14 protein-coding genes and 1 pseudogene are annotated in these 13,214 nt (G+C 70.2%); 11 read left to right on the top strand and 4 right to left on the bottom strand.

Going from position 1 to position 13,214, the window contains the following annotated elements; genetic code table 11:
- The coding region (locus tag ACIBVN_RS56305; protein ID WP_397150421.1) for an ISL3 family transposase at positions 1-800 on the bottom strand (800 nt) is incomplete at its 3' end.
- Positions 801-1,096: 296 nt separating this feature from the next.
- Here ACIBVN_RS56305 and ACIBVN_RS56300 point away from each other — a divergent pair.
- The 6 genes and pseudogenes from ACIBVN_RS56300 (at position 1,097) to ACIBVN_RS56275 (ending at position 5,571) form a co-directional block, all read left to right on the top strand.
- The gene (locus tag ACIBVN_RS56300) at positions 1,097-2,104 is read left to right on the top strand and encodes an IS30 family transposase (RefSeq protein ID WP_397150419.1); all 1,008 of its coding nucleotides are present in this window, start codon (positions 1,097-1,099) and stop codon (positions 2,102-2,104) included.
- 80 nt (positions 2,105-2,184) lie between these two features.
- Positions 2,185-2,358 (top strand): annotated as a pseudogene (locus tag ACIBVN_RS56295) (helix-turn-helix domain-containing protein); the annotation flags it as partial.
- A gap of 52 nt (positions 2,359-2,410) precedes the next feature.
- Complete coding sequence (locus ACIBVN_RS56290; protein WP_397150427.1) at positions 2,411-3,247, top strand: beta-eliminating lyase-related protein; 837 nt, start codon at positions 2,411-2,413, stop codon at positions 3,245-3,247.
- A 250-nt stretch (positions 3,248-3,497) separates the two neighbouring features.
- Positions 3,498-4,460: an MFS transporter gene (locus tag ACIBVN_RS56285; RefSeq protein ID WP_397150417.1), complete on the top strand. Its 963-nt coding sequence runs from the start codon at positions 3,498-3,500 to the stop codon at positions 4,458-4,460.
- Positions 4,364-5,044, top strand: a complete 681-nt coding sequence (locus ACIBVN_RS56280; protein WP_397150425.1) for an MFS transporter — start codon at positions 4,364-4,366, stop codon at positions 5,042-5,044. Before ACIBVN_RS56285 ends, ACIBVN_RS56280 begins: the two co-directional genes overlap by 97 nt.
- Positions 5,045-5,136: 92 nt before the next feature.
- Entirely contained in the window at positions 5,137-5,571 is a 435-nt protein-coding gene (locus ACIBVN_RS56275) for a GNAT family N-acetyltransferase (RefSeq protein ID WP_397150415.1), read from the top strand.
- Between the two features lie 311 nt (positions 5,572-5,882).
- Here ACIBVN_RS56275 and ACIBVN_RS56270 read toward each other — a convergent pair whose 3' ends face one another.
- The gene (locus tag ACIBVN_RS56270; protein WP_397150413.1) at positions 5,883-7,058 is read right to left on the bottom strand and encodes a serine hydrolase domain-containing protein; all 1,176 of its coding nucleotides are present in this window, start codon (positions 7,056-7,058) and stop codon (positions 5,883-5,885) included.
- A gap of 143 nt (positions 7,059-7,201) precedes the next feature.
- Here ACIBVN_RS56270 and ACIBVN_RS56265 point away from each other — a divergent pair, with 143 nt between their 5' ends.
- The 4 genes from ACIBVN_RS56265 (at position 7,202) to ACIBVN_RS56250 (ending at position 10,456) form a co-directional block, all read left to right on the top strand.
- Positions 7,202-8,380, top strand: a complete 1,179-nt coding sequence (locus ACIBVN_RS56265) for a sensor histidine kinase (RefSeq protein ID WP_397150411.1) — start codon at positions 7,202-7,204, stop codon at positions 8,378-8,380.
- On the top strand, positions 8,377-9,027 hold the full coding sequence (locus tag ACIBVN_RS56260) for a response regulator (RefSeq protein WP_397150409.1): 651 nt from the start codon (positions 8,377-8,379) through the stop codon (positions 9,025-9,027). Before ACIBVN_RS56265 ends, ACIBVN_RS56260 begins: the two co-directional genes overlap by 4 nt.
- 185 nt (positions 9,028-9,212) lie before the next feature.
- Complete coding sequence (locus ACIBVN_RS56255; protein ID WP_397150407.1) at positions 9,213-9,884, top strand: recombinase family protein; 672 nt, start codon at positions 9,213-9,215, stop codon at positions 9,882-9,884.
- 80 nt (positions 9,885-9,964) lie between these two features.
- Complete coding sequence (locus tag ACIBVN_RS56250) at positions 9,965-10,456, top strand: MFS transporter (RefSeq protein WP_397150405.1); 492 nt, start codon at positions 9,965-9,967, stop codon at positions 10,454-10,456.
- A gap of 1,063 nt (positions 10,457-11,519) precedes the next feature.
- Here the strand turns inward: ACIBVN_RS56250 and ACIBVN_RS56245 are convergent.
- Positions 11,520-12,146, bottom strand: coding sequence for an NAD(P)-dependent oxidoreductase (locus tag ACIBVN_RS56245; protein ID WP_397150403.1), 627 nt, complete (start codon positions 12,144-12,146; stop codon positions 11,520-11,522).
- Positions 12,147-12,173: 27 nt separating this feature from the next.
- Entirely contained in the window at positions 12,174-12,608 is a 435-nt protein-coding gene (locus ACIBVN_RS56240; RefSeq protein WP_397150401.1) for an SgcJ/EcaC family oxidoreductase, read from the bottom strand.
- 92 nt (positions 12,609-12,700) lie between these two features.
- Here ACIBVN_RS56240 and ACIBVN_RS56235 point away from each other — a divergent pair, with 92 nt between their 5' ends.
- Positions 12,701-13,141 (top strand): MarR family winged helix-turn-helix transcriptional regulator, encoded by a 441-nt coding sequence (locus ACIBVN_RS56235; RefSeq protein ID WP_397150399.1) that lies wholly within the window; start codon positions 12,701-12,703, stop codon positions 13,139-13,141.
- The last annotated feature ends 73 nt before the right edge of the window (positions 13,142-13,214 follow it).

Below are 13,214 nucleotides of genomic sequence, written 5' to 3'. Positions count from 1 at the left end.
TCCGGATTGGGTAAGCCATCAGACCCAAGAACCTCCCTCCGAATTCCTCCCGGCTGAACCGGGGATACGACAAGGCGCCGCATGGCGCACTGCCAGCGGTCAGCGACCTGGGTCGCCTCCGGTGCGCCGCGGGCGGCGCCTTCGGCATAGCTGCCTGCGCGGTCACGGCAGATGATCTGGACGCCGGGGTGGTCGGTCAGCCAGGCGGCCAACGCGTCAGCGGAGCGCTCGTCCAGCATGTCGATGGGCCGTCGGGTGGTGATGTCTATCAGGATGGTGCCGTAGCGGTGGCCACGGCGCAGTGCGAAGTCATCCACTCCGAGCACCTGCGGCCCAGCTTGCAGAGCGGGCTCGGGCAGGCCGCGGATGATCCGGATCAAGGTCATCCGGCTCACCGCCGTGGCCAGCCGGTCGGTGAGCCGGGCGCCGGCCCGGCCGCCGAGCGCCAGCGCTATCACCCGTAACGTTTGCAGCAGGGGAATGCTGTTGCGGCCGTAGCGCACGGTCAGCCCGGGCACCTGCTCAACGAAGGTCTGCTTGTCGCACGCCGGGTTGCGGCAGAAGAAGCGCGCCACCAGCAGATGGATCAAGGTTTCCTGGCCCCCGATGGCGGCATCGCACAGGCGCCGTTCGTATCGGCTGTGCACCCTCTCCGACACCCCTCCGCACGCAGGACATGCCGCCTGCGACGTGCCCGTTCTGGCCTGGATACGTACCGACTTGCCGGAGCGGGACACGCGCTCGATGCAGATGCCGGCCAGATGAGGGAGGAAGACTTCCAGCAGCTCCGAGACGATCACCAAACATGATCAACAAGCCGTGAGCCGAGTCCACCGGAAGATCACGGAATGTGTGCCAGACCCTGAAAACTGACCCCCAGGCGACGGGCGGGTTCTAGTACTTGTCGCAACATCCATGATCATTAAGGGGTGTTGGTGGCAAGGCGAGGCAAGAAGCGACGGCTCGATCTGGAGTCGCAGTACTGGCAGTTGATCCTGGAAGGCCGGGCACGGTCGAGGCGTGTCGGATCGTGGGGATCGGACGGAAGACGGGATATCGATGGAGGGCGGAGAACGGCGGTCTTCCACCGGCTCGTGTGGCGGAGGAGGCTCGCTCCAGCCGGTATCTGTCGCTGCTGGAGCGGCAGCGGATCGCGACCTTACGCGCGCAGGGGTTGAACATACGGGCAATCGCCGAGCGGCTGGGCCGGGCACCTTCAACGATCAGCAGGGAGCTGCGCCGCAACACGTTCGGACACGACAACGGCATCTACGACGCCGACCTGGCCCAGGCCCGCGCCCGGCAACGAGCTCGACGTCAGCGCCGCGGTCGGTTACTCCTGGACGCTCAGCTGCGAGAGCAGGTGCAAGCCCGGCTGGAGCTGGAGTGGAGCCCGGAGCAGATCGCCGCCTGGCTGCGCCGGCAGTTCCCGGAGCGGCCCGACTGGCATGTCTGCCACGAGACGATCTACCAGGCCATCTATTACGGCGGCCGGGGCGGGCTGAGCCGGACGCTCACCAAGAAGCTGCGCACTCGACGGCCGATGCGCAAGCGTCGCCGCCGTCCCGATGAGCGGCGATCGCGTTTCCTCGCCCCTTCGCTGCTGATCGAGCACCGGCCCGCTGTTGTGGAGGAACGGCAGCGGATCGGTGATTGGGAAGGAGATCTGATCATCGGTGCTGGTGGCAGGTCCGCGATCGGCACCATGGTCGACCGCGCCAGCCGCTATCTTCGCCTGATCCATCTGCCCGGTGCCCGAAGCGCCGAGGCGCTTCGTGATGCGCTGGTCGAGACATTCGTCGAGATGCCCGACACGGTCCGCTGGACGCTGACTTGCGATCAGGGCTCGGAAATGGCCTGTCACCAGCAGATCGCGCCCTTGCTGCGCGAAGGGGTGTTCTTCGCTCACCCAGGCAGCCCCTGGCAGCGCGGCACCAACGAGAACACGAACGGCTTGCTCCGTCAGTACTTCCCCAAACGCACCGACCTGTCGGTCCACTCCGCCGCAGAGCTACGAGCCGTGGAACATCGCCTCAACCACCGTCCTCGCAAGACCTTGGGCTGGCGAACACCTGCCGAAGTCTTCCGGGAGGCGCTGGCATGATGGGAAGAGCGACAGCGTTGCGACGACCGCTGGAATCCCCCACGGCCGAAATCTGACCCCCTCCATTGTCATCGTGGAGGGTGATCAAGGTGGAGGACTGGGCGGAGATCCGCCGGTTGCACCGGGCCGAGAACATGCCGATCAAGGCGATCGCTCGGCGGATGGGCATCTCGAAGAACACCGTCAAGCGTGCGCTGGCGGCCGAGGAACCGCCGAAGTACCGGCGGGTGGGCAGGGGGTCGATCGTGGAAGCGGCTGGCCGGGCTGCTGGGCAAGCAGGCGGCGCTGTTCTTCCCGAGCGGGACCATGGCGCAGCAGGTCGCGCTGCGGCTGCACGCCGAGCGGCGCGGGCGCCACACGTTCGCCGCCCACCCGCACTCGCACCTGGAGGTGTGGGAGGAGCAGGGCTACAACGCCGTGCACGGCCTGCGGATGCGCCGCACCGGCGACCTGAACGAGCTGTTCACCGCCGCGGACCTGGCCGCCATCGGCGAGCCGCTGGCCGCGGTGGTGTGGGAACTGCCGCAGCGCGACCTCGGCGGACTGCTGCCGCCATGGGAGGAACTGCGCGAGCAGGTGGCGCTGGTTCGCGAGCGCGGGGCCGCCGCCCACCTGGACGGCGCCCGCCTTTTTGAGGCGCAGACCTACTACCGGCGGCCTTTCGCCGAGATCGCCGGCCTGTTCGACACCGTGTACGTCTCGCTCTACAAGAGCCTGCAAGGGGTGCGCGGCGCCGTGCTGGCCGCCGATGCGGCCACGGTAGACGCCGCCCGGGTGTGGCGTCAGCGGCTGGGCGGCGGCATCCGCGACGCCTGGCCACTGGCCTTGGCCGCCCTAGCGCACCTCGACGGCCTGCCCGACCGCATGGCCGCCTACCGCGAGCACGCCCTCGCCCTCGCGGCCGCGATCAACGGCGGCAGCGCCGCCCGCGCCTGCCCCGACCCGCCGCAGACCCCCTGTTCCACGTCCATCTGCCGGCCCCGAAACGGGCCGTCGAGCAGGCCGGCGCGGCCCTGCTCGCCGAGCACGGCATCCAGCTGTGGGGGCGGGTGCGCACCAACCCCGACCCCGGACGGTGCAGCTTCGAGGTCAGCGTCGGCGAGAACGCCATGGACTTCACCCCCCGGGAGGTGGCCGACCTGATCGGGGACCTACTCGACCGCGCCACCCGGCACCTCCCCTGACCCCCGCCCCCTGACCACACTGTCTCGCCGCTCGCCCAGATCGTCATTCCCCTGCGCAGAACACCCGCCGGATACCCGGGCACCCCCGCACCCCGGATAAGCCCTACCGGGGTACGGCTCCCGCCGAGCTTGGGCCGGGGGACGGCCGCGCACGGCCACGTCGGCTCACCGCTCTCCATCACTCTCAATCACTGACGAAAGGTCATGACATGTCCTACGCCGCTGCCCCCTCCACCCGGCGTGCGGGGCCGAAAGACCGGCTCGGGCTGGCCGTGCTGGTCCTGCCCGCCATGTTGCTGTTCATGATGCTCACCATCTTGTTCCTGGCCATGCCGCAACTGGCCGCAGACCTGAGACCGAGCAGCAGCCAAGCCTTGTGGATCATCGACATCTACGGGTTCCTGATGGCGGGCCTGCTGGTCACCATGGGCACCCTCGGCGACCGGATCGGCCACCGCAGGCTGCTGACCGCCGGCGCGGCCGTCTTCGCCGTCGCCTCGGTGGCCGCCGCCACCACCTCCGACCCCACCCTGATGATCGTCTGGCGAGCCGTGCTCGGCACCGCCGCGGCCACCCAGATGCCCGCCACCCTCGGCCTGATCTTCTCCACCTTCACCGACCCCCGCCAGCGCGGCATCGCCGTCGGCATCTGGTCGGGCGGCATCTCCGTGGGCACCGCCCTCGGCCCGGTGCTCGGCGGCGCGCTGCTGGAGGCCTTCTCCTGGCGCGCGGCGTTCCTAGTCGCGGTGCCGGTGATGGCCATCGTGGCGATCGGCGCGCCGCTGCTGCTGCTGCCCAACCCCCGCAACCCAGCGGCAGGCCGGCCGGACCTGCTCAGCGTGCTGCTGTCGCTGGCCACGCTCCTGCCGATCATCTACGGCGTCAAGGAACTGGCCAAGCCCGACGCGCTGCTGCCCGCCCTGGCCGCCCTCGCGGCCGGGCTGGCCTTCGGCGCCTGGTTCGTCGTCCGCCAGCGACGCCTGAGCGAACCGCTGCTGGACGTGCGGCTGTTCGCGCACCGCACCGTCAGCGGCGCCCTGGGCGTCTTCCTGCTCGCGCCACCGGCCTCGGCGGCATCTACCTGCTGTTCACCCAGTACCTGCAGCTCGTCGAAGGCCTGTCCCCGCTGCGAGCCGGGCTGTGGGTACTGCCCGGCGCGGCCCTGCTGGTGATCGCCTCCACGGCCTCACCCATCCTGGCCCGGCGCGTACGCCCCGGCCGCCTGATCGCCGCCGGACTGGTCATCCAGGTGATCGGCTACCTGATGATCACCCAGGTGGACGCGGCCGGCGGGCTGCCGCTGCTGGTGGCCGGCTTCATGGTGCTGTACCCGGCCGTCGCGCCGTCCATGGCGCTGACCGCCGATCTGGTCGTCGGCTCGGTCCCGCCGAACAAGGCCGGCGCCGCCTCCGGGCTCGCCACCACCTGCAGCGACCTGGGCATCTCGCTCGGCATCGCGATCATCGGCAGCATCGGCGCCGCCGTCTATCGTGCCCGGATCGACGACACGCTGCCCACCGGCCTGCCGCCCGAGGCCGCCGCCGCCGGCCGCGACAGCCTCGACGGCGCGGTCACCGCCGCGCAAACACTGCCCGGCGAGCTGGCCGCCGCCGTGCTCGCCCCCGCCCGGGCCGCGTTCACCGGCGGGCTCACCACCGCCGCCGTGATCGCCGCGGTCATCGCCGCCGGCGCGGCGGTGCTGGCGCTGCGGCGGCTCGGCCACGTGCCGCCCACCGGCGGCACTCCAACTCCATGACCACTCGGCAGCCCACCGGCCCCGCAGCGGGCGCCCGGCCCGCAAATACAGCAACCCCCACCCCGGCGAACCTCTGTCTGGAAGGACCCCTTGTGATCGACATCCGTCGCGCCACCCCCGATGACGCCTCCATCGTGCACGACCTCATTCGCGGGCTGGCCGAGCATCAGGACCAGGCCTGGGGCGTCACGGTGAGCGTCGACGACCTGAAGCGGATGCTGGCCCGCCCGGACATCACCTACCTGATCGCCGAGCGGGACGGCCAGGCCGTCGGCTACGTCTCCTGGCTGGAGCGCATCAGCTTCTGGTCCGGGCAGGATTACCTGCACCTGGACGACCTGTACGTGACCGGCGCCGAACGCGGCCACGGCATCGGCGAACGGCTCATGCACGCGGCCGCCGAAGCCGCCGACGGCAAGGTCATCCGCTGGGAGGTCGCCGAGACCAACGAGGCGGCACAGCGCTTCTACACCCGCATCGGCGCCACCCTCACCAGCAAGAAGATCGGCCGCTGGCAGCCGAAGTAACCCTCCACGGCGCCGCCCGCCCCGGCTCCCGCCGCTCCTCTGCCCGGGAAGGCGGAAGCCGGATCTGCTCTTCGCGGGCCGTGCTCGCGGGCATGTGCGCCCGCCCAAGTGGTCTGCATGCCCTACGGGCGTGCAGACCACTTCGCGCATCCGCGCACTCGACTTCGGAAGTCGCTCACCAGCGTCAATCCCGGGGATCCGTCCTTAGCGTAGCTACCCGTCAGTAGAGTCCCGAGCCCCCGGGACGCTGAAGGACAGGCCGTCGACTGCGGTGGTGGCCCCGTACCTCTTGGTGAGGCCCACCGCTTCGATCACGACCCCTCCCGGTCGCAGAGGATGTCGTCGATGATCTGGTCGGTCATCGTCTGAAGCTTCTGGTAGTCCTCGACGGTCTTGCCCGCGGCGCCGCTGATGGACAGGGCCACGCTGCGCCGGCCGTCGGCGGTGAAGCCTTCGCGGCTGATGTAGCCCGCGGTGTTGCCGCCGTGGGCCCAGTACGTGCCGCCGCACGACAGCTTGTTCTGGAACAGGCCGAGGCCGTAGCCGGTGGCTACGCCGTTGGACACCGCGACGGTCTTCTTCATCTCGGCGAGTTGGGCGGGCTTGAGCAGCTTGCCGCCGAGCAGCGCGCGGAAGAACCGACTCAGATCCGCCGTGGTGCTGATCATGGACCCGGCCGCCCCGTAGGAGGTGGGGCTGTGCACGGTGACGTCGGTCAGCGGGCCGCCGGGCCGCCACTGCTGGTACGCCCTCGCGTACGGGCGGGGCAGCCCTGTCTCGGCTCCGGGAACGCTCGTGTCCCTGAGCCTGAGCGGGCGGATGACACGGCGCTCCACCTCACGGTCCCACGGTCGGCCGGTCACCCGTTCGATGATCATGCCGGCCAGGACGTAGTTGGTGTTCGAGTACGACCAGGTCTGGCTCGCTGGTGCGTGGCGCATGGCCGCGGCGACCAGTTCCCCCGGCGTGTGGCGCCGCAGTCTCTCCTGCTCGAATGACTCGGCGTCGCGCGGCCCCAGGTCGGCGAGGTAGTCGTACAGGCCACTGGTGTGCTGGAGCAACTGTCTGATCTTGATCTTTCGCCCGTCGTTGCCGTTGCCCTGGACCACGCCGGGCAGCCACCTGTCCACGGTGTCGTCCAGGCCGAGCCTGCCCTCTGCGGCGAGTTGGAGAACGACGACGGCCACGAAGGTTTTGGTGTTGCTTCCGATGCGGTAATGGCCGTGCGCCGGCACCGGCCGCTTGGTCCTGGTGTCGGCGACGCCGGCGGTCGCCGTCCATTGGCGGCCGTCCTCGGTGATGACGCGCCCCTGTACGCCGACCACGCCCGCGGCGCGGAGAGCGTCGAGAGCGTGCCGGAAATCCGTGCTGGAGTACCGGGAGCCTGCCGTCCGGCCCGCGGCGGCAGCAGCGGGCGCTCCAAGAGACGAGGCAAGGACTCCGGCGGCAACGGCCGCCACGGCAAGACGTCGTGTTCTGGTGTGCATGCGGAGCACTCTGCCGCCGGTCTCCAGGAAAGCGCCTCGTCCGAACGTCGACCCGGACCGGCTCAAGGGCTCCTACTTTCGTAGGGGATGCTGTGGCGAACGGACCGCGTTCGCCGGGGCCGCCTGGCCATACGCTCGGGGGCGTGGGAAGTACGTCGCTTGAACGCCGCCTGCTCGGCGAGGTGGCCCATGTCGTCGATCGCGTGGCCTCCTGGGCCGTCGGCCTGGCCGTGGCCGTGCTGTCGATCGTCCTGCCGATACCCGGCCAGGCGTACGAGGCGGCCACAGATCTGCTGCGGGTACTGTTCTCCGTCGCATGCGGCGCGGCGGCGTGGGCCGGGCGCAGGTGGCGCTGGCCGCTGATCGTGCTGGGCTCGGCGGCCTGCGTGCTGTTCGGGCAGTGGCACGTCCTGGCCGTGGCGACGTACTACGTGGTGACGGCCGCGCCGCGGCGCCGCCTGGTCCCTGTTTACGTCGCGGCCGCGACCGTCCTTGTCACCGCACGACCCGTCCTGGCGCCGCCTGGTGAGGGCTGGTCGCTGGAGGAGGTGGGGGCCTATCTTGTCTGGGCGGTCGTGCTGCCGCTGGTGGCGGGCCTGTGGGTGGGCGCACGCAGGCAGGTGCTGGCGGCGCTGCGTGAGCGCGCCGAGCGGCTGGAGCGCGAGCAGGCGGCGCGGGCCGAACAGGCGCGGGCGCAGGAACGCACGCGGATCGCGCGGGAGATGCACGACGTGGTCGCCCACCGGGTGTCGCTGATCGTGCTACACGCCGGCGCGCTGGAGGTCAGCGTCCCGGACGAACGCACGGCCGCCGAGATCGCGAGTATCAGGGCCACCGGCAGGGAGGCTCTGGCGAACCTGCGCGAGGTCCTCGGCGTGCTCCGCACCCAGGAGTCCCCCGACGGCCACGCCCCGCCGCCGTCGCTCGCCGACCTCGACCGGCTGCTGGGCCAGTCGAGATCTGCGGGGCTGCGCGTACGACGCCGGGACGAGGGAGCCCCCCGGCCGGTTCCGGAGGCCGCGCAGCGCGCCGCCTACCGCGTGGTCCAGGAGGCCCTCACCAACGTCCACAAGCACGTGGGCGCGTGCGACGTCGACGTCGTCCTGTGCTACGGTCCCGGCGGGCTGGAGGTGATCGTGGACAACGGCCCGCCCGCCGGCCCGCGCCCCGCCGAATCTCTCCCCGGCGGCGGCCTTGGGCTGCTCGGCCTGCGCGAGCGGGTGACCCTGCTCGGTGGCAGGCTCCGTACCAGCCCCAGCGCCGAGGGCGGCTTCACCGTCACTGCTCGGCTCCCGCTCGAGCGCGTCGAGGAGCCAGCGTGATCAGGGTCCTGGTCGTCGACGACGAGCTGATGGTGCGATCCTGGCTGCGCATGATTCTGGAGTCGGCCGGCGACATCTCCGTGGTCGCCGAAGCAGGAGACGGGGAGGAGGCGGTCGCTGCGGCCGCCCGGTGCCGACCCGACGTCGTCCTCATGGACGTGCGGATGCCCGGCACCGACGGCCTGGCCGCCGCCGCCCGCATCGCCGCCTCGCCCGGCGCGCCGAAGGTCGTCATGCTCACCACGTTCGACCTCGACGAGTACGTGCATGAGGCGCTGCGAGCTGGCGCCGTCGGGTTCCTGCTGAAGGACACCCCGCCCCGTGACCTCGCAACCGCCGTCCGCACCGTCGCCGCCGGAAACGCCATGCTCGCCCCCACCGTGACCAGGCGGCTCATCAGCGCATTCACCGAACGGCGCCACCCCTCCAAGACCGGTGACGCCCGCAGACTTCTCGGCGAGCTGACCGACCGCGAGCACGAAGTCGTCCTCGCCGTCGCCCGCGGCCTGTCCAACCGGCAGATCGGCCGCGAGCTGTCCATGACCGAGACGACCGTCAAGGCACACGTCAGCCGCGCGCTGGCCAAACTGCACCTCGCCAACCGGGTGCAGGCAGCGATCCTGGTACACGAGGCCGGCCTCCTTTGACCCCGTTTCCGGCCCCCGCGCGAATCCGCAGCGATCGGCCCTCACTCTGAGGCTTCAGAAAACCATCGTTTCTTGAAGACGCTGGGGCAGGCAGCGCCGACCAGGACGGGCACGCTTCAGAAACTCGCTTCAACAACCTGGCGTCTTCAAAAACTTTCAGCACCGTTTATTGAGAGAATCCGAGAGTGACGACCCCCACCGCAGAGCCGCCCGAGGGCTCCTTCGCCGATCTGCTGGCCGCTTTCCCCGCCACCCGCAGCGAGATCCTCATCGGCTACGCCCGCGTCTCCACCCGCGGCCAGAGCCTGGACCGCCAGATCGACGCCCTGACCGCCGCAGGCTGCCGACGCATCTTCGCCGACAAGAAGTCCGGCGAGAACGCGCTCCGCCCGGAGTTGACGGCCTGCCACGCCTTCCTGTCCGCCGGTGACACGCTGGTGGTGCCCGAGCTGGCCCGCTACGGCCGTTCCCTGCACGACCTCATCACCATGGTCGGCGAGCTACGCCGCCGCGAGATCGGCTTCACCAGCCTCCACGAGAAGCTCGACACCACCACCCCCGGCGGCCGGCTGGTCTTCCACGTCTTCGCCGCCTTGGCCGAGTTCATCCGCGAGCTCATCGTGTCCGGCACCCATGAGGGCCTGGCCGCCGCGCGGGCCCGCGGCCGCACCGGCGGCCGCCCCACCGTCGTCACCCCTGAACTTCTCAAGGCCGCGCGCGACCTGCTGCCCGACCCCGAACGCTCGGTCACCTCCATCGCCAAACTGCTCAGCGTCTCGGTCGGCACCCTTTACAACCACATCCCCGACCTGCAGGAGCTTCGCGCAGGCCAGCCACCTCTCATTCGCAGAGATTGACCTCCAAGAAGGCCGCTCGCTGGGGCTGGCGGTAAGAGCGCCAACGGCTAAGCCGAGGACGGCAGCTGTGGTAGCAACCCATGATCATCGCTACCGCCAATTTCTGCACTCAGACTCCTCGGGGGCCCATCGGACTCGTCGTCAGCCTGCACATCGCCGGCATGTTCGCGCCGTCGCCGCTCAGCGGACGGCTCACGGACCGCATCGGCGGCCAGCGTGCAGCCCTTTGCGCCGCGATGGTTCTCGTCATCGCTGCCGGGCTAGCCACAGCCGCCGCACACTCCCCAGCCGTCCTGGCCGTAGCGATGCTGCTGCTGGGGGTGGGATGGAACCTCGCCCTGATCGCCGGAAGCGCCCTGCTCACCAACGGCATCCCCAGCCGGCAGCGCCCACGACTCGAGAGCTATGGGGAGGTCGGCATGGGCATAGCCGCCGCTGGAGGAGGTGGAGTCATCTCGGGACCCGTCATGGAGATGGGTGGATACGGCTCCCTCGCCTTGTGCGGGGCTGCCGTAGCCAGTCTCATCCTCCCGATCGCCTGGAACTGGTCGACCCGACGGGCGACCCGATGAACCATGATCCCAAGTCGCCCTCCGATACCGAGCCGATGAACGATAACGGTGCGTCGGGGACGTCGCGGCCCGGCCGCGTAGCTCGCCGATCGCCTTGCGCAGGGCCCAGGTGGCTCTGCACGGAGCCCGAGCACAGGCGCGGGGACTTCGGACACGCGTGCAACCCGACCGTCATGAGCTGGACAACGGTGATCATGACTGGCGTGCAACCGGCACAATTCAGCACGTATTCGATCACGTCGATCATCTGGCCTGACCGCTGCTGATATTCGAGGGCGCCCCCACCACGCCGTGTAAGGTGGAGCGCCCTGGCATGCAGACTCTGACCACCTACCTCGCCTCCCCCACACCGCAGAGCCCCCACCTCCCGCCCACCTGACGCGGGTGGAGCGGGCCAGGACGCGAGCCCGCCGAGGGCCGTACCGGCCAGCCGGTCAACGGCATCCGGCTCGCAGAGATCATGGACGGGAACGAGGATGTGACGCAGGTGCTTGCCCGGGTGGCAGCCGCAAGCCGCTTGGTGATGGATGTCGCCCCCCGACGAGAGGGACCAGTAGTGCCCCGCCGCCACCAGCGCCGGGCAATGCTCCCCGACCTTGTCTTCACCCGGCCGCCCTCGATTAACGATACGGGGCTTACCGTCACCTTCTACAGCGAGAGCGGCCACGCCGAAGCCGCTGGCGGGGAGCGTGGAACTGCGCCGCGCGTTCGCCAAGGCGCTAGACGGCAAGGCCGGTCCGGGCGGGACGTGGCGTTCGCCTGCAAGCTTCCGGCATCGCTTCTGGCAGCTCGGCCTCTTCCTGAAGTGGCTGGCCGAGCTTGCTGATCCACCGACGTCGCCCCCGCCAGCGCCGTGATGCAGCGGCTCGCGGACCAGGCCTGACTTCCGCTGGAGGGAGAGGGTTACGTCTGGCTGGGTGACGTGTCAGGCACCTAGATCCGAGCGACCGGAGCCGGCGCCGCCCGTGCGACGCCGGCCCCAAGCTGTGACAGAGGCTGCTCCTGGCGCTGCACGCGCTGGTGGAGCACGAAGGCGTCCTGAACCCATACCGCCGCGCCGGGCTCAGGAACTGACGGCGACCACGGTGCGGTAGGTGCGGGGGTCGTCGATCGCGTCCAGGACGAAGGCGGCGAGGTCGGCGCGGGAGGTCTGGGAGCCGACCTTGGCGGCGGCGCCGATGGAGACGCGGGGGTGGCCGGTGGCCGGACGGTCGGTCAGCCTGGTGGGACGCACGGCGGTCCAGGACAGGCCGCCGGCGGCGAGCAGGTCCTCCATGCGGGCCATGTCGGTGTAGGTGTGCCGCATGATGCGGTGCAGGAGGCCGGCGGCCAGGCGGGTGCCGGGTCCGGCGTCGGCGGGGACGCCGAGCCCGGCCGAGGAGATCGCGAGGAGACGCGCGCCGGGCTTGAGCGCGGAGATGATCTCGGCGGTGCCGGCGGAGTAGACGGTGGTGGGACCGCGGCCGGTGGCGCCGAGCGCGGAGATCACGGCGTCGTGGCCGTCCAGCAGTCCCTGAAGTGAGCCGGGAGCCAGGACGTCGGCGGTGTGCACGGTGAGCCGGGGCCCGGTCGGGGGGAGGGCCTGGAGCCGGCGGGCAATGGCGGTGACGCGGTGTCCGGCGGCCAGGGCCTGCTCGACGATGATCCGCCCGGTCCGAACCGCCGCGCCGAGGACGGCGATGGAGGTCATGGAGGTGGTTCTCCCAGATGCGGATGGTCAGTGGGCGGCGGGCTTGGTGGCGGGCTGGAACTTGAAGGAGACGGCCTCCATGAGCGCCTGGTGCTTGGTCTTCTGGACGGCGGCGATGCGCCACTGGCCGTCGGTGTCGCGGACGAGGGTGTAGGTGGCGAGCTTGCCGAGCTTCTTGGGCGTGCCCTTGACGACCTCGCCGCGGGTGACCACGACGGCGGTGTCGGCGCCGTAGCGGCGGATGTCGAGGATTTCGATGACCAGCCGGGTGCCCTTGAGGAAGCTGTCGAACAGGGCCTGGTGGGCGCGGCCGATCTCGGTGCCGCCGTGGTAGACGGTGCCGACGAACGTGACGTCCGTGGCGTCGTCGGTGAAGCAGGCGCCGTAGGCGGCGCCGTCTCCGCGGTTCCAGGCGTCCTGGCTGTGCTCGAGGACGGTGCGGATGGCGGTGATGTCGGTCATGGCGATGCCTCTCTCGTGATAGCTTCAAGGGAGAAGTTACTTCCTTGAAGATTTATCTTCTCTGGAGAAGAGATTAGGAAATGGAGGATCTCATGTCAACCCCACGGGCGCAGTCGGACGCCGGCCGGATCTACCACCGCTACCTCAGCGCGGTGATGCTGCACGGCCACGCCAGCGCCAAGGCGTGCGGCCTGGGCGCGACGGATCTGTACGCGCTGAACATCCTGGAGCTGGCCGGCCCGATGACCCCCGGTGAGCTGGGCGAGCGCACCGGGCTGACCACCGGGCCCACCACCCGGCTCATCGACCGGCTGGAGCAGGCCGGCTATGTTCGCCGCGTCCCCGCGCCCGGCGACCGCCGCAAGGTGATCGTCGAGCCGATCGGCAAACCCGCCGAGCTCGACCAGGTCATGGCCCCCGCCCGGCAGAAGATCGGCGAGATCATCGCCGGCTACTCACCCGAGCAGCGCGACGTCCTCTTCGACTACTTCGCCCGCGCCGCCGACGCCTACCAGGAGGCTGTCCAGGAGTAGGTTGCCGCCGCACCGCCATCCACCGATCGGTGGATTTTCGGATCAGCCACATCCACCGCCAATCATGGCCAGC

Origin of the sequence: Nonomuraea sp. NPDC049400, assembly GCF_044466425.1 — a bacterium.
GTDB lineage: Bacteria > Actinomycetota > Actinomycetes > Streptosporangiales > Streptosporangiaceae > Nonomuraea.
This window is presented reverse-complemented; position numbering and strand designations above follow the sequence as displayed.

Excerpts from the sequence above, each read along its gene's own strand:
- ACIBVN_RS56240 (WP_397150401.1), bottom strand. The coding sequence starts at position 12,608 with ATGACCGACATCACCGCCATCCGCACCGTCCTCGAGCACAGCCAGGAC.
- ACIBVN_RS56285 (WP_397150417.1), top strand. The coding sequence starts at position 3,498 with ATGTCCTACGCCGCTGCCCCCTCCACCCGGCGTGCGGGGCCGAAAGAC.
- ACIBVN_RS56290 (WP_397150427.1), top strand. The coding sequence starts at position 2,411 with ATGGCGCAGCAGGTCGCGCTGCGGCTGCACGCCGAGCGGCGCGGGCGC.
- ACIBVN_RS56245 (WP_397150403.1), bottom strand. The coding sequence starts at position 12,146 with ATGACCTCCATCGCCGTCCTCGGCGCGGCGGTTCGGACCGGGCGGATC.
- ACIBVN_RS56250 (WP_397150405.1), top strand. The coding sequence starts at position 9,965 with ATGATCATCGCTACCGCCAATTTCTGCACTCAGACTCCTCGGGGGCCC.
- ACIBVN_RS56235 (WP_397150399.1), top strand. The coding sequence starts at position 12,701 with ATGTCAACCCCACGGGCGCAGTCGGACGCCGGCCGGATCTACCACCGC.
- ACIBVN_RS56270 (WP_397150413.1), bottom strand. The coding sequence starts at position 7,058 with ATGCACACCAGAACACGACGTCTTGCCGTGGCGGCCGTTGCCGCCGGA.